The 15,825-nt window shown below is 70.5% G+C and carries 13 protein-coding genes; 12 read left to right on the forward strand and 1 reads right to left on the reverse strand.

The window, feature by feature from the left end; all coding sequences use genetic code 11:
• From ACXJLH_RS28305 to ACXJLH_RS28335, 7 genes are all read left to right on the forward strand, one after another.
• Positions 1-209 (forward strand): hypothetical protein (locus ACXJLH_RS28305; protein ID WP_457447759.1); only part of this gene is annotated, 209 nt, incomplete at its 5' end.
• Complete coding sequence (locus ACXJLH_RS28310; protein WP_457447760.1) at positions 206-748, forward strand: DUF4123 domain-containing protein; 543 nt, start codon at positions 206-208, stop codon at positions 746-748. The genes ACXJLH_RS28305 and ACXJLH_RS28310, both read left to right, overlap by 4 nt.
• On the forward strand, positions 748-2,487 hold the full coding sequence (locus ACXJLH_RS28315) for a hypothetical protein (protein WP_457447762.1): 1,740 nt from the start codon (positions 748-750) through the stop codon (positions 2,485-2,487). The genes ACXJLH_RS28310 and ACXJLH_RS28315 overlap by 1 nt, the downstream gene beginning before the upstream one ends.
• 11 nt (positions 2,488-2,498) lie before the next feature.
• Positions 2,499-3,305 carry a hypothetical protein gene (locus tag ACXJLH_RS28320; RefSeq protein ID WP_457447764.1) on the forward strand — a complete coding sequence of 269 codons (807 nt, stop codon included), beginning with the start codon at positions 2,499-2,501 and terminating at the stop codon, positions 3,303-3,305.
• A gap of 61 nt (positions 3,306-3,366) precedes the next feature.
• A complete protein-coding gene (gene tagH / locus ACXJLH_RS28325) occupies positions 3,367-5,130 on the forward strand; it encodes a type VI secretion system-associated FHA domain protein TagH (protein ID WP_457447766.1) in 1,764 nt (587 codons plus the stop codon).
• 10 nt (positions 5,131-5,140) lie between these two features.
• The gene (locus ACXJLH_RS28330; RefSeq protein ID WP_457356284.1) at positions 5,141-5,890 is read left to right on the forward strand and encodes a PP2C family protein-serine/threonine phosphatase; all 750 of its coding nucleotides are present in this window, start codon (positions 5,141-5,143) and stop codon (positions 5,888-5,890) included.
• 10 nt (positions 5,891-5,900) lie between these two features.
• Complete coding sequence (locus ACXJLH_RS28335) at positions 5,901-6,308, forward strand: DUF4280 domain-containing protein (protein WP_057297205.1); 408 nt, start codon at positions 5,901-5,903, stop codon at positions 6,306-6,308.
• 59 nt (positions 6,309-6,367) lie between these two features.
• Here the strand turns inward: ACXJLH_RS28335 and ACXJLH_RS28340 are convergent, their stop codons facing one another.
• Positions 6,368-6,928, reverse strand: a complete 561-nt coding sequence (locus ACXJLH_RS28340; protein ID WP_457447768.1) for an OmpA family protein — start codon at positions 6,926-6,928, stop codon at positions 6,368-6,370.
• A gap of 168 nt (positions 6,929-7,096) precedes the next feature.
• On the opposite strand from ACXJLH_RS28340, the gene tssK reads away from it, so the two are divergent.
• The 5 genes from tssK to ACXJLH_RS28365 are packed head-to-tail and all read left to right on the forward strand — an operon-like array spanning position 7,097 to position 15,812.
• On the forward strand, positions 7,097-8,434 hold the full coding sequence (gene tssK, locus ACXJLH_RS28345) for a type VI secretion system baseplate subunit TssK (RefSeq protein ID WP_056194134.1): 1,338 nt from the start codon (positions 7,097-7,099) through the stop codon (positions 8,432-8,434).
• A 35-nt stretch (positions 8,435-8,469) separates the two neighbouring features.
• Positions 8,470-9,813, forward strand: coding sequence for a DotU family type VI secretion system protein (locus ACXJLH_RS28350; protein ID WP_457447769.1), 1,344 nt, complete (start codon positions 8,470-8,472; stop codon positions 9,811-9,813).
• A 2-nt stretch (positions 9,814-9,815) separates the two neighbouring features.
• On the forward strand, positions 9,816-13,358 hold the full coding sequence (tssM, locus tag ACXJLH_RS28355) for a type VI secretion system membrane subunit TssM (protein WP_457447771.1): 3,543 nt from the start codon (positions 9,816-9,818) through the stop codon (positions 13,356-13,358).
• A complete protein-coding gene (gene tagF, locus ACXJLH_RS28360; protein WP_457447773.1) occupies positions 13,355-13,966 on the forward strand; it encodes a type VI secretion system-associated protein TagF in 612 nt (203 codons plus the stop codon). The genes tssM and tagF overlap by 4 nt, the downstream gene beginning before the upstream one ends.
• Positions 13,967-13,973: 7 nt before the next feature.
• Complete coding sequence (locus tag ACXJLH_RS28365; RefSeq protein WP_457447775.1) at positions 13,974-15,812, forward strand: type VI secretion system contractile sheath domain-containing protein; 1,839 nt, start codon at positions 13,974-13,976, stop codon at positions 15,810-15,812.
• Positions 15,813-15,825 lie beyond the last annotated feature (13 nt).

Below are 15,825 nucleotides of genomic sequence, written 5' to 3' on the forward strand. Positions count from 1 at the left end.
GTGGTGCGGCCAAGATCCGCGCTGCCGCCCTTGCCGGCGCTGCCGCCACCCTCGCCGCAGGAGGCGCCGCAGCGGCTGCCTTGGCCGCGGCCGCGGCCGGCGGCGGTGGCGGGGCGGAGGACAACGAGGACGACGCGAAAAAAGCCGACGCAGCCGCCCCACCTCCCGACGACGCCGCAGGTCCCGAGGGCGGCGGAGGGCCGGCTTGAACGCTGCCGCTCTGGCCACGGCCCAGATCCGATCAGCACTGTGGGACCGGCCGGACGGGCGCGTGCATGCCGTCGTCGACGGTGGTGTCATCCCCGGCCTGCTGGAACGGCTGCAGGGCGGACAGTCCGTCGGCTGGGACTGCCTGCAGCGCGGCGCCCTCAAGCCCGAGGCCGCCGCGCAGGCGGCCTACATCGTCGAGCTGCAACCCGAGGCCGATCTCACCCGTTGGTTGCTCGGTGAAGCCTGCACCGCCTTCGAGGGATGGGGTGTGCTGATGACGTCCAACCGGCCGCTGCTCGCCATGCGCGAGCACAGCCGTGACCTCGCGGAGGTGCGCACGCCCGAGGGCCGCCGCCGGCCCTGGCGCTGGTGGGACCCCGAGCTGCTGGCCCTGCTGCTGCCCGGCTTGGCGCCGTCGCAGCTCGACGCCTTCTTCGCGGCCGGGCAGCAGCTTGTCTGCCCGGCCGCGAAGCGCTGGACCTGGTGGCAGCGCCTGAACGGCGTGCTGGACAGCCAAGTCCGGGAGCGGGTGAACTGATGCTCCAACTCAACGCGGATCAGCTGGAAAAAGTCGAGGCCCTGCAGCTCAAGCGCGACTCGCGCGAGCTGCTGCAACTGCTGGGCAGCGCCTGGCCCGAGGTCGCCGAACAGCTCCACGCCCGCTGGCCAGCCTTCATCGACGTGGCGCTGGAGCACGCCCAGCAAATCGGTTTGCGCCATGTCGCTGAGCTGGCCCGTTATGCCTCGCTGTGCTGCCTGTGGGGCGCGGGCTTCGAGGCCAAGCCGCGCTTTGAATGGGCTGCGGCCATTGCTGCCGACGCCACGCTGAGCCCGACGCTGAAGCTGCACCAGCTCACCCACCGCTCGCGAGAGGAACTGCTGCGCCGCGCCGCCAAGGCCGCGCCCACCGGCGACGCGATGACGCCGGCAGGCTACGACAAGGCGCTCGCCGCCGTCGAGGCCGGCCTCAGCCGTGTCGCGCGTGGCCGAGCCATCTTTCTTGACCAGCCGCCGCCGCCCCGGCCCAAGGCCTGCGATCTCGCCGCCATCACCTTCGCCGTCGCCGAGCCCAAACCGCTGCAGGCCTACCAGGGCCAGGACGGCAGCTGGCGGCGCGTCGACCTGGCGCCCTGGGCGCCGCAGCCAGAAACCTTGTCCGCGCCACTCGACGAGCCTCGTCTGCTGCCGGTGCTCAGCCGCGCTGTGGGCGCCGGCGCGAGCGCGCGGCTGCAACTCGCGGTCAGTACCGAAGCCACCTGTGATGCCCACCACCCCGACGTGCTGCACGCAACCGGCGCCGGCCGCCTGACCTGGCGCGGCGCCGACACTGCCCGCCTGAGCCTGACGCTGCATGCACCGCCCAGCCCGCCGCCCGACCCCAAGCTCGGCCCCGCCGGCATCGCCCACGGCGAGCCGCCCGATGTGCAGAGCGTCAGCATCAGCAGCTGCGGCATCCGCAACGCGGGCGCGCCACTGGGCCGCATCGAGCTCGGCCTGCAGGTGCATGCCGCCACGCAGCGCCTTGTCGAAGTCAGGCATGGCGCACTGCCCGCCCAGGCCTGGCCCGTCGAAGGCGAAGCCCCGCTGCTGAACGCGGCAGGTACCGCCTGCCATCTCGAAGCCGATGGCCATACCGAACCTGCACCGGCCTGGCTGAAGGCCTGGCAGACGCTCCAGCCGTTGAGCCGCGCCGGGCTCGAAAAACTCTTCATCGCCTGGTCTCGCCACATGGCCGGCAGCAGCGGCCGCATGGAGGCCGAATTGGCGCCCCTCGTCGGCCAGGCCGGCATCACCTGGGGTTGGCAACACGAAAAAGACGGCGCCGTCGCGCTGCGCGTGCAGGGCGCCATCGACTTTGCCGCCCTGGTGCTGGACCTGCGCCTGAGCGGCGAACTCGACTGGCTCGGCAGCCGAGCCCGTGTCAGCCTGCGCGCCCAGGGCCGCAGCGAGTGGCGCATGAGCCTCGCTGACGGCGCCGCGTTGGAGCAAGCCAAGGCGTCCTGGCGCCACCCCTTCACGCTGAGCCTCGACGCGATTGCCAACGGCCAGCCGGCCCTGCTGTCGGCCGGCCCGCTGGCCGAGCCGCTGCGCGGCGCCGTCGTCGGCGAATGCGGCCTGCGCCCGCGCCCGGACGGCCGCGGCCAGCAATGGTTCTACCGCCTGGCGATCGAGCCGGTGAACGTCTGCCTGCTGCGCCAGGATCCGCTCGGCGGCACTCAGCGCCAGCAGCGCGAGCTGCTGCCCGCCATCACGCTCATCGACTGGAGCGCCGGCTGATGGACCGCCTGATGTGCCTCCACGCCCAGACCAGCGGCGAGCCCGTCGAGGTCCACGTCAACGGCGTGCCCGTGCTCAGCCTGCCGGCCGGCGCGGGCAGTCAGTCGGTGACGGTGCACGAATACCTGCAGAACGGCAGCAACCGCATCACGCTGGTCGTCGCGCCGCCGCCCATCGCGCAGGCCGTGGCCGCGCCGAACGCACCCGCCCAACCCCGCATGGCCGCGCGCGCCGCCCAGGCGCGTGCCCGCCTCGTGCTGTTGCGCCAAGGCAAGAGCCTGGCCGACGAGGCCGTGCGCGTGCTGGCCGAGGTGGCTTGGGGCATCGAGGAGGGTCAGGGCTTCGAGGCGCCCACCGTCGTGCACCAGGACCTGGAGCTGCCCGTCGGCTTCCCGCGCTGGCGCTGGCTGGATGCGCCCGTGCTCAACCCCGGCCCGCAGGACCGCCAGACCGTGCTCGCCGCCGTGCAGCGCCTCGCTTTCGACCTTTCACGCGGCAACCCTGACAGCTTTCTCGCCGCCTGCCGCCTCAAGCTGGAGGAGGTCGACCAGGCCTACCAGCGCCCTGCCGGCCAGGGCGTCACCGCCTTGCGCGAGCAGGTGCAGCAGCTTTGGCAGGCTGGAGCTCTGGCGACGCTGCAGCCGCCCACGACGGAGAACCTGCTGCTGCGCGTGGTGGCCGGCGGGCGCCTGCTGGAATGCCTCAATCCCCTGGGCGCCCCGGTGCTCAGCAGCCAGAACGACGATGCAACGCTCGGCAACATCGCATGGCCGCTGCGGCTGACCCTGATTGAAGGCAAGGTTTATGTGCTCAGATGAGCATCCATACCCGCTTTGCAGGGGTCGTCGCAGACCCATGCCGCGCTGAGAATCGCTCACCATGATTCGCCTCAACGTCACCACCTTCAACGGGCTGCCCGTGAGCCAGCCGCTGTCCGCCCAGTTCGACGAACTCGGCGGCGACATCGGCCGCGCGGACACCAACCAGCTGGTGCTGCCCGACCCCGAGCGCACGATCTCGCGCGTGCACGCCCGCGTGCTGTTCCGCGCCAGCAGCGGTTTCGGCATCGTCGACCAGGGCAGCAATGCCATCAGCGTGAACGGCATCCAGCTCGGCAAGGGCCGCGAGGCAGCCATCAAGCCGGGCGACCAGATCCAGATCGGCGGCTATGTCCTCGTCGTCGAAGCCGGCAATCCCAGCGGCGCAGCGGCGGACCCCTTTGCCGACTTCTTCGGCATGGCGCCGGCCACGGCCTTGACCCAGCCCGGCATTCGGCGTGACGTGGCGGCCGCCGACCCACTCGGCCTTTTCGGCGGCCCCAACCCTCCCGCCCCGCCCGCGCCTGCGCCGTCTTTCACCGCACCGCCACCGCCCGCGGCGATGGGTGGCATCCCGGCCGATTGGGACCCCTTCGCGCCGGTGGCCGCACCCAGGCAGGCAGCCGCCCCGGCGCCTTCGGCCGGCGCACGTGCCCTTGGCCTGGACCTGGGCGCCGGCGCACCCGCACCGTTGATCCCCGACCTGCCCGGCGCCAGCAGTGGCCGCGGTGCCGGCGGCGATTCGCTTGACATGCTGTTCGGCCTGGGAGCGCCCACGCCCGCCAGCAACAACCCGCTGGCCCAATCCCTGCTCGGCGAGGCCGTCGCCCAGCCCAATATGGCGGGCCATGCCGACCCGATGCAGGCCCTGGGCATGCTGCCCGCCGCGGCCGGGCAGGCGCTGCCGGACACGACCTCGGAGCTGAACCGGCCTTTCATTGCGCCCAACGCGCCGGCATCGTCGACAGCGACGGGCCAGCGGCCCCGGCCGCCGGCCGCCTCCATGGCTGCGCTGAATGCCCTGGATCCATCCGGCACGCTGTCGGGCGCCGTCGTGTCCTGGAACGACAGCGCCGGCGAGGGCCGCACCATCATCCGGGCGGGCAAGAAGCCCGAAGCCGCCGCGCCCGTGGCCGCGCCCGCCGCACCGCTGATGCCGCCGCCCCCTCCGCCGGCCATGGCAGCACCGGTCGCCCAGCCCACACCCATGGCTCCAGGCATGCCCGCCGATCAAGCCGCCCTGTTGGCCGCCTTCCGTGAAGGCCTGGGGATTCCCAACCTGCCGGCCGGTGGTCTCACGCCCGAGTTCATGCGCTTGCTGGGCCAGCTCGTCCACGAGTCGGCGCGCGGCACGGTGGACCTGCTGGTCGCTCGTGCGGCCCTGAAGCGCGAAGTACGCGCCGAGGCGACCATGATCGTCGCCAAGGAGAACAACCCGCTGAAGTTCTCACCCACGGCCGAGGTGGCGCTCGGCCACCTGCTCGGGCCGTCGGTGCGCGGCTTCATCGAACCCCATCGCGCCCTGCGCGACGCCTTCGACGACCTGCGCGCCCACCAGCTCGCCTTCCTGGCCGGCATGCGCGCCGCGCTCGAAGGCCTGCTGCAGCGCTTCGACCCGGCCCAGCTGGAATCGCGGCTGACGCAGAAGTCGGTGCTGTCCAGCCTGCTGCCGGCGGCGCGCAAGGCCCAGCTCTGGTCGGTGTTCCAGAACGAATACCAGCAGATCGCCGGTGAACTGTCGGACGACTTCCACCAGGTCTTCGGGCGCGAGTTCCTGCGCGCCTATGAAGCGCAGCTCGACGCGCTTGAGCAAGAACAACGATAGAAGGAGCCCCGTGCAAATCGAGCTCGCATTGATGTCGGAACAGGGCGGCCGCGACTACAACGAGGACGCCTGCGGCCACTGGCATTCCGAGCGCTACCTGTGCTGTGTGCTGGCCGATGGCGCTGGCGGCCATGGCGGCGGCGACATCGCGTCCAAGCTCGCCGTCAGCCATGTGCTGCAGGGCTATGCCAGCCTGCCCGCCCACCACCCGCAGGCGCTGGAAGCCCTGCTGGCGGACACCAACCGCGAGCTGCTCGCCCAGCGCGCCGCCAACCCGCAGCTGCGCAATATGCATTCCACGGTGGTCGTGCTGTCCATCGACCTGCAGGAGCGCACCGCGCTGTGGGGCCACTGCGGCGACTCGCGCTTCTATGCCTTCCGCGATGGCGTTCTCGCCCAGCGCACGCGCGACCACAGCCTGGTGCAGTCCCTCATCGACGGCGGCCTGCTTGACGAGGCCGGTGCTCGGGTACATCCCAAGCGCAGCGAGCTCTACTCGGCCCTGGGCACCCAGGGCGAGGATCTGCACATCAGCGTCGCGCCCCAACCCTGGCCGTTGGAGGGTCGCGAGGCCCTGATGCTGTGCACCGACGGCCTGTGGGAATGGCTGACCGACGACGAGATCGCCATCGCGCTGTCCTTTGCGGCAGAGCCGCAAGCCTGGCTGAACGACCTCGGCCAGCGCGTGCGGCTGGCCGCGGCCGACAAGCCCAACCACGACAACTTCACCGGCCTGGCCCTCTGGCTCAGGCCCGATTGAGGAGACCGTCATGCCTCAACACGTCTGCAAGGGTGCCCAGCTGATGTGCACCTTCGGCTCCAAGCCCAGCGCGCTGGAAGTGCTGCCGCTGAACAAGATGAAGACCAGCAACCAGTTTGCGGCCAACATCATGGACAACAAGCCCATGGTGAACATCCAGCCCTTCGGCCCGTGCAAGAGCATGGCCAACCCGACGGTCGCCGCAGCCACCGCGGCCGCCACGGCGGCGGCGCAGGGCGTGTTCACGCTGACGCCCATGCCCTGCGTGCCGGTCTTTCCCGCGCCCTGGGTGCCAGGCGCCCCGACCGTCATGCTGGCCAATATGCCGGTGCTGAACAACACCTCCAAGCTGATGTGCGCCTATGCCGGCGTCGTCAGCATCGTGTCACCCGGTCAGATGACCGAGATGGTGCCCTGAACCGGCAAGCGCAAAGAGAAAGCCGCCCTCGGGCGGCTTTCTCTTTGGATGGCGTCAGCTCACTTCCGCCCGATCTCCACGCGCCGGTTCTCGTCGGCCTTCGGCTTCGCGGGGTTCTTCGGTTCGCTGGCGCCCACGCCCTCGATGACCAGCAGCGCCGGGTCGGTGCCCTTGGCTACCAGGTAGTCGCGCACCGACTCGGCCCGCTTGATGGACAGGGCCTGGTTGGCCTGCGGCGTGCCCGAGGCGTCGGCGTGGCCGATGACGCGCACCTTGCGGTCGCTGTTCTTCTTGGTCTTGAGCACGTCGGCGAAGACGTCGAGCTGTTTCTTCAGCACAGGCGGCAGTTCGGCCGAGCCCACCTTGAAGGCCGTGGCCGGCAGCGAGTACTTGATGGCCGGCTTGAAGCCCATGCACTTGAAGCCCGAAGCCTCCAGTTCCTTGCACTTGTCGTCAGGGAACAGGCCTTCGGCGATGGACTCTGCCGTGGGCACGGTCTTGCCCAGGTCGACCGCGTCGGCAGCGGACGCCGCCGGAGGGGGAATCTCCGGCGTCTGGGCTGCCGCACTCAGGGTGAGACCGCACAAGGAAAGGATCAGGAGGGGGCGAAACTTCTTCATGACGGTACTCGTGTGGCGGAATGAACCGCTGTCTGAGTGACCGTCGCTGCCGATTGGTTCCCGATGGAGCGGGGAACCAAGCGCGCCCCACAGTCACTCAGTGCCTGATCGCAGGCCGCCGTGGCTGCTTACCGTCTGTTTTTCTGCTCCATTGAGGCGATCCCATCCATGACCTGGCGTGACCGAGTGATCTGGACGGAGGGCATGTTCCTCCAGCCGCAGCACTTCCAGCAGCACGACCGCCACTGGGAGCACCAGTGGCGCCAACGCCTGCAGCAGGCCGTGGCCTATGCCTGGGGCTTCGGTGCCCTGAGCCTGGACGAGGCCTCGTTGACACTGGGGAAGGTGGGCCTGGCTTCGGCACAGGGCCTGCTGCCCGACGGCACGGCCTTCTCCGCCCCCGGCGGCGATGCCGCACCCGCGGCCCTGGACATCCCGGCCGATGCCCGCAACGAGATCGTCGTGCTGGCCGTCACGCTGCAGCGCCCGGGCGTCGTCGAGACCGATGCCGAACAGGCCGCCGGCGCCATGGGCCCGCGCTTCATGGCCGCCGAGGTCAATGTCGGCGACAGCAATTCCCAGCTCGACCGCGACGCCGCCTTGCAGATCGGCCGGCTCAACCTGCGCCTGATGCTGCAACGCGATGCCGGTGAGGGCTACGCCACGTTGGGCGTGGCCCGCGTCGTCGAGCGCCGTGCCGACAACCGCGTCGTGCTGGACCCCAGCTTCGTGCCGCCGCTGCTGCATGCGCCGGCCCACCCGGTGCTGGACGGTTATGTGCGCGAACTCTGCGGCCTGCTGAACCAGCGCGGTGAAGCGCTTGCCGCCCGCCTGGCCGCTCCCGGCCGCGGCGGTGTCGGCGAGATCTCGGACTTCCTGCTGCTGGAAGCCGTCAACCGCAACCAGGCCCTGTTCAACCACCTGCGCTCAGTCTCGCTGCTGCACCCGGAGCGGCTTTACAGCGACTGCCTGACGCTGGCCGGCGACCTCGCCACCTTCCGCGACAGCCGCCGCCCGGCCCAATACGCCGAGTATGTGCACGACGACCTCGCCGCCACCTTCCGCCCGGTCATCGACGACCTGCGCCAGTCGCTGTCGATGGTGATGGAGCAGACCGCCATCCCCATCGAGCTGCAGGACCGCGCCTACGGCGTGCGCGTCGCCCTCATCCCCGACGTGCAGCTGCAGCGCAGCGCCACCTTCGTGCTGGCCGTGTCGGCCCAGCTGCCCGGCGACGCACTGCGGGCCCGCTTCCCCACCCAGGTCAAGATCGGCCCGGTCGAGCGCATCCGCGACCTCGTCAACCTGCAGCTGCCCGGCGTCACGCTGCGCCCGCTGCCGGTGGCGCCGCGCCAGATCCCCTATCACGCGGGCCACAACTACTTCGAGCTGGAGACCCGCGGCAACGAGCTGTGGAAGCAGCTCGAAAGCTCGGGCGGCCTGGCCATGCACATCGCCGGCGAGTTCCCCGGCCTTGAGCTGGAGTTCTGGGCCATCCGTGCCTGACCCCCTCTCACCCTGATCCCTGATCGGTCCGCCCCATGAGCGATCCCAACAACGACGACCCTTTCGCCGCCTTCGGGCAGGACCGCACCGTCATCAAGCCCAGCGCGGGCCGGGCGGCGACGACGGCGCCCCAGCCGCCGGTCCGGCCGGCCGCGGCCCCAGGCCACGCGCCAGCCGGCATTCCCGCCGGCCCGATCGGGAAAGAGGCCCCGATGGCGCTGGAGGCACTCACCACCGCCAGCCTCAACCCGCTGGTGGCCGCCGCCATGCCGCTGCTGTCGGCCGCGCCGCGCGTGCGTCACAGCGCCCAGCACCCCAACCCCGCGGGGTTGAAGGAGGCGCTGGCCGAAGGCATCCGCGCCTTCGAGGCCAAGGCGCGTGCGGAAGGACTGCCCAACGAGCAGGTCATTGCCGGCCGCTACATCCTGTGCACCCTGCTCGACGAATCGGCCGCCAGCACGCCCTGGGGCGGCTCGGGCGCCTGGGCGGCGCAGAGCCTCTTGGTGCAGTTCCACAACGAGTCCTGGGGCGGTGAGAAGGTCTTCGCGCTGATGGCCAAGCTGGCCGAGAACGTGCCGGCCAACCGCAACCTGCTGGAGCTGCTCTACGTCTGCCTGGCCTTCGGCTTCGAGGGCCGCTACCGCGTCGTCGACAACGGCCGCGCCCAGCTCGACGGCGTGCGCGCCCGACTGGCGCAGATGCTGCGGCAAGGCCTCAACCCCGACCCGGCGCTGTCACCACGCTGGCAGGGTGCCGAGCCCGGCGAGGGCGGCCTGCGCCAGAAGCTGCCGCTCTGGGTCATCTGGGCCGCCACGGCCCTGGTGCTGCTGTTGGTCTACATCGGGCTGCGCTTCAGCATCAACGGCGCCTCGGACGCCGTCTTCGCCACGCTGCGCGGCTTCGACGTCAAGACCGCCGCCGTCGCCGCGCCAACGCCGCCACCGGCCGCGCCGCGCCTGGCGGGCTTGCTGGACCTGGACGTCAAGGCCGGCCTGGTGCAGGTCAATGACCTGGCCGACCGCTCCATCGTCATCATCAAGGGCGACGGCCTGTTCAACCCGGGCAGCGCCGAGGTGTCGTCGGAGCTGCGGCCGCTGGTGCTGCGCATCGGCGAGGCGCTGCAGCGCATGAAGGGCCAGGTGCAGATCACTGGCCACACCGACAACCAGCCCATCCGCTCGCTGCGCTTCCCGTCCAACTGGCATCTGTCGCAGGCCCGCGCCGAGGCCTTCCGCAACCTGCTGGCCGAGCGCGTCGAGATCGGCCGGCTGCGTGCCGAAGGGCGAGCCGATGCTGAGGCCGTGGCCGACAACGCCACTCCCGCCGGTCGAGCCAAGAACCGCCGCGTCGAGGTGACGCTGATGGTGCAGGACCGTTGATCATGAAAAAAGTCCTGTCCTTCCTGTTCCACCCCGTCACGCTCGGCGTGTTCGGCCTGCTCGTCATCTCGGCCCTGGTCTGGTGGGTCGGCCCACTGATCGCCTTCGGCGAGCACCGGCCGCTGGACACCAGCCTCTCGCGCTGGATTGCCCTGGCCATCGTCTGGCTGCTGGGCGGCCTGCGCCTGGTGTGGACGCAGATGCGCCGCCGCCGCATCAACGCCGCCCTCGTCAAGGGCATGGGCTCCGGGCCTTCGGCTGCAGCCAAGGAAGAGGTGGTGCTGCAGGAGCGCTTCACGCAGGCGCTGGGCCTGCTGAAGAAGGCGCCGGGCGCCAAGAAGGGCCTGTTCGGCAGCAGCTCGCTGTACGACCTGCCCTGGTACATCTTTGTCGGCGCCCCGGGCTCGGGCAAGACGACGGCGCTGCTGAATGCAGGCCTCAACTTCCCGCTGACCGAGAAGCTCGGCCAGGCCAGCGTGCGCGGCGTGGGTGGCACGCGCAACTGCGAATGGTGGTTCAGCGACGAGGCCGTGCTCATCGACACCGCCGGCCGCTACGCCACACAGGACTCCGACAAAGAGACCGACGCCGCGGCCTGGAACACCTTCCTCGACCTGCTGCGCAAGGCGCGCCCGCGCCGCCCCATCAACGGCGTGCTGCTGACGGTCAGCGTGCAGGACCTGCTGGCCCTGCCCCCGGACCAGCGCAAGGAGCAGGCCTCGCGCGTGCGCGGCCGCATGCAGGAGCTGCAGCAGCGCCTGGGCGTGCGCGCGCCGGTCTATGTGATGGTCACCAAGTGCGACCTGCTGGCCGGCTTCAACGAGACCTTCGGCCCCATGGGCAAGGAGGAACGCGACCAGGTCTTCGGCTTCAGTTTCCCGGTGTCCATGGCGCCCGGCGAGGAGACGCTGGCCAACTTCGGCAGTGAGTTCGCTTCGCTGGAGAAGCGCCTGCGCGAGCGCCTCATCGAACGCATGGAAGCCGAGAGCGACACCCTCAAGCGCGCCACGCTGTTCGCCTTCCCGCAGCAGTTCGGCGGGCTCAAGGGGCTGCTGGGCGGCTACCTGGAGACCGTCTTCGGCGGCAGCGGTGCGCTCGACGAAGCTCCGCGCCTGCGCGGCGTCTACTTCACCAGCGGCACGCAGGAGGGCACGCCCATCGACCGCGTGCTCGGCGCGCTGGCCCGCACCTTCGGCGTCGAGCGCCGCCTGACGCCACCCGCCGCGGCCAAGGGCCGCAGCTATTTCCTGAACCACCTGCTGCGCAAGGTGGTGTTCGTCGAGCAAGGGCTGGTGGGCCAGAACGCCCAGGTCGAGCGCCGCAGCGCGCGCTTGCGACTGGCCGGACTCGTCACGCTGGGCATCGTCACCTTGACGCTGCTGGTCGGCTGGGGCTTCAGCTACTTCGGCAACCAGCGCTACATCACCGACATCGAGGCCAAGCTGCCGGCCCTGCAGGACACCATCAAGGCCCTGCCGCCCACCAGCGGCAGCGACCCCTCGGCCTTGCCCGAGGCCCTGGCCGCCATCCGCGACGCGGCCCAGCCGCCCGGCTTCGCGCTGGACAACCCACCGCTGCGCCTGGGCTTCGGCCTGTTCCAGGGCGACAAGCTCGACGCCGGTGCCCAGGTCTCCTACCACCGCCTGCTACAACGCGGCCTCGCGCCACGCGTCGCGGCCCGGCTGGAGGAAAGGTTGCGCACGGCCAACCGCGACAACCTCGAATTCGCCTACGAGTCGCTGAAGGCCTATCTGATGCTTTACACGCCCGAGCATCTGGACGCGCCGGGCCTGCAGGCCTGGGTGGGCCTGGACTGGGACGCCAACCTCGAAGGCAGCCTCGGCGCGGAGAAGGTGGCGCTGCTGAAGAACCACCTGGACGCCCTGCTGTCGCGCGGCGCCTTCGAGGTGGCCCAGCCCATGGACAAGACCCTGGTGGCCAGCGTGCGCGAGATGCTGGGCGCCTACCCGCTCGAATACCGCATCTTCAGCCGCCTGCGCCGCGCCCAGATCGACGGCGACCTGCCGCCGTTCACCGTGGCGGCCGCCGCCGGCCCGCAGAGCCCTAACGTCTTCGTGCGTGCCAGCGGCGCGCCGCTGACCCAGGGCATCCCGGGCATGTTCACCAAGGACGGCTACAAGAAGGCCTTCCAGACCTCGGTGGACAAGACCGCCAAGCAGCTCGCCGACGAGGAAGCCTGGGTGCTGGGCACCAACGCCGCCACGGCCAAGCGCCAGGCCGCCGACAAGACCCTGGTCGAGCGCGTACGCCGCCTCTACCTCGAGGAATACGTCAAGGTCTGGGATGCCTACCTGGCCGACGTGCGCCTCGTGAAGCTCAACGGCCTGGACCGCGGCATTGCCGTGTCACGCCTGGTGTCGGCCGTGGACTCGCCGCTGGCCGCCTTCCTGCGCGCCGCGTCCAAGGAGACGACGCTGATCGACCCGGTCACGAACGACAACACCATCAACAAGGAACTGAGCAAGCGGACGGACGACGCCGTGTTTGCCAAGGGCGGCGAGCTGGCGCGCCTGGCCGGCAACCAGGCCAAGGCACCGACGTCCATCTCGCGCGACGGCCCGTTGGAGAAGATCGTCGACGACCACTTCGCCGCGCTGCGCCGCCTCGTGACCGGCACGCCGCCGCCGCTGGACGACGTGATGAAGATGTTCAACGAGGTCTATGTGCAGCTCAGCGCCGTGCAGGAAGCCTTGAAGAGCAAGTCCCCGCCGCCCGCGGGGGGTGGTGGCGGCAAGCTCAAGGCCGCCGCCGGCCAACAGCCCGAGCCGCTGCGCGGTGCGCTGGAGACGCTGGCCGAAGCCGCCGACAACCAGAGCCGCCTGGTGGAGCGCCAGAGCCTGACCGGCGAACTGCAACCGGTCAGCGAGTTCTGCAGCCGCGCCATCGCCGGCCGCTACCCCGTCGCGCAAGGTTCCAAGGTCGACGTGCTGCCGGAAGACTTCGGCCAGTTCTTTGGCCCCGGCGGCATGATGGATGACTTCTTCACGCGCAAGCTCAGCCCCCTCGTCGACGTCGGCACCAACCCCTGGAGCTTCCGGCCCACGGGCGATGGAGCGAAGCCGGTGTCGCCGGCCGCCCTGGCCGACTTCCAGCGCGCCACCCGCGTGCGCGAGGTGTTCTTTCGCGGCGGCGGCAAGTCGCCAGCCTTCCGCGTCGACGTGCGCGTGCTGGAGCTGAACGACGGCCTGAAGGAGCTGACGCTGGACATCGACGGCCAGGTCAGCAAGTTCACCGCGGGCAGCAACCAGGCCGTCAGCCTGCAATGGCCGGGCGCGCGCCTGAGTTCGCAGATCAAGCTCAGCGGCCAGCCGGGCGGCACGCCCGTCACCTTCGACGGCCCCTGGGCGCTGTTCCGCCTCTTCGACCGCTTCGAGGTGCAGGGCTCGCCGCAGCAGCCGGAGCGCTTCGTCGTCGTCATCAACCTCGACGGCCACCGCGCCCGGCTGGAGGTCACGGCCAGCAGCGTCTTCAATCCGTTCCGGCTGCGCGAGCTGCAGCAGTTCCGCTGCCCGGGGGCGTTGTGAGCGGCGTTGCCGGTTGGTATGGCAAGTTGCCGGCGCTCGGCGATTTCGCGTCGCGCCGGCTGACTCCGGAATGGATCGCGCAGTGGGATGGCTGGCTGGCGGCCGGCCTGCACCAGTTGCGCCTGGACGCGCCCGATACCTGGCTGAACGACTACCTCGCCAGCCCGGCCTGGCGATTCGCGCTGCTGCCTGGTGCCTTGCCTGATGGCTCGGGTGAAGGCCTGCGCGTCGGCGTGATGATCCCTTCGGTAGACCGCGTCGGGCGCTACTTCCCCCTCGTCGTCATCAGCCCGCCATTGCAGCGGCCGAGCGATGGTGCTCAGGTGGCCGCGCTGTGGCACTGGGCTGGCCAACTCGAGGAGATCGCCGTCAACGCGCTTCATGACGACTGGAGTGCCGAGACGCTGGACGCCGCCTTGGCCGACGTTCCGTCTCCGACCTCCCCGCCCGACAACGGCCTGCCGCCGGCACTGGCCGCCTTGCTCAGCCAGGCCGCCTGGGATGGCCTACAGGGCTGCAGCCTATGGCTGCATGCCGGCACCGGCCCGAGCGTGCAACCCGCCCTGCCCCAAGGCGCGGCCTTCGCCGCGCTCTTCAAACCGGACTGAGGACGCCATGAGCGACTGGACCCCCAACTACGGCCAACTCTCGGCCCCCGCTCCTGCATGGGCCGCCAAGCGGCCGATCCGCATTGCGCTGCTCGGCGACTTTGGTGCCGGCGCCGCCGCCGGCCGCCTGGACACCGGCGACGAGTTGGCCCGCCGGAAGCCGCGCGCCGTCGAATTCGATTCGCTCGAAGACTGGTTGGGCCAGCAGAACATCACGCTGAACCTTCCGGTGGGCACCGACGGCGCGCCGGTCGAGATCCCGCTCTCCGACCTGGACTCCTTCCATCCCGACACGCTGTTCCGCGAGCTCGACCTGTTCAAGAAGCTCAATGACCTGCGCAAACGCCTCAACAACACCGCCAGCTTCGACAAGGCCGCCGCCGAGGTCGCCAAGTTCGCCGGCAGCACCCAGAAGGCCTCGCGCGCGGGCCGCGGCGCGCGCGCTCGCGGCGCCAGCCCGTCGGCCGGCGCCCGACTGGACGATTTCGCGCGACTGACCGGCCGCGCGAGCGCCCCTGACAGCGGCGGCGGCATCGACACGCTGCTGCGCAACGTCATCGGCCCCTTCGTCGTGCCGGCGGCCAAGCCCGAGAAGGCGGGTCTGTTGAACACGTTGGACGCCGCGATTGCCGACGGCATGCGTGCCGTGCTGCACCAGGCCGACTTCCAGGCCACCGAGTCGCTGTGGCGCGGCGTCGACTTCCTGCTTCGCCGCCTGGAGACCGGGCCGATGCTGCAGGTGCATCTCATCGACATCAGCGCCGAGGAGTTCGCCGCCGACCTGAGCGCCAGCGACGACCTGACCGACAGCGGCCTGTACCGCCTGCTGGTGAGCAAGCCCGCCGAGGCCAAGGACGGCGGCTACACCTACGTCGCCGGCCTCTACCAGTTCGAGGCCACGCCGCCGCACACCGAGCTGCTGGGCCGCATGGCCAAGGTCGCCGCAGCGGCCGGTGCGACCTTCTTCACCGCGATGGCCGTGGACGAGCTCAGCAACCCGCGCGTGCCGCCGCACCCGCTGGTGGTGGACGCCTTCGCCGCGCTGCGCGGCCTGCCGGAGTCCAAGCGCCTGGCCCTGCTCGGCCCGCGCTTCCTGATGCGCCACCCCTACGGCAAGCGCAGCGATCCGATCTCATCCTTCGCCTTCGAGGAATTCACGATGGCCGACGGCCTGGGCGGGCTGCTGTGGGGTCACCCGGCGCTGCTGGCACTGACGGTGCTGGCCGGCCAGAACGGCGCTCCCAACGTCAACGACCTGCCCTTCCACCACTTCGTCGATGCCGACGGCGATAGCACGGCCCTGCCCTGCACCGAGCGCTTCATTTCCTCGATGGTGGCGACCGAACTGGGCCGCTACGGCATCAAGGCGCTGATGGCGCACAAGGGCGAGCCGCTGGTGCAGCTCACCGGCCCGGACACCGTGGCGGGTGTCTTCACGCCGCCGGCCGCCGGCGCCGCCAAGCCGGGCGCGCGCATGGGCGTGGAGCTGGCCGTGCGCAGCAAGCTGGCCGAGCCCGTCCAGCGGCCAGCGCGCAAGGGCGCCGCCAATGCCGAACCAGAAGCATCGGAAAAAGCGGCTGCGGATGCCGAGGCCCAGGCCGATACCACCACCACCGCCCTCGCATCAGACAGCCCGGACGACAGCAGCGACCTGGACGCTCTGCTCGCCGGCTTGAATTCGGATGACGCCGAGCCCGCACCCGAACCAGCGGCATCGGACAGCGACGACCTCGATGCGCTGCTCGCGAGCCTGAACGACGACAGCCCGGCGATTGAATCTGCCGCCGCAGACAGCGAATCCGATGTGGATGCGGAACTGGAAGCGCTGTTGAAGTCACTGAGTTGATCGCAAGGGCAGT

This window comes from Roseateles sp. P5_E4, from assembly GCF_054049255.1.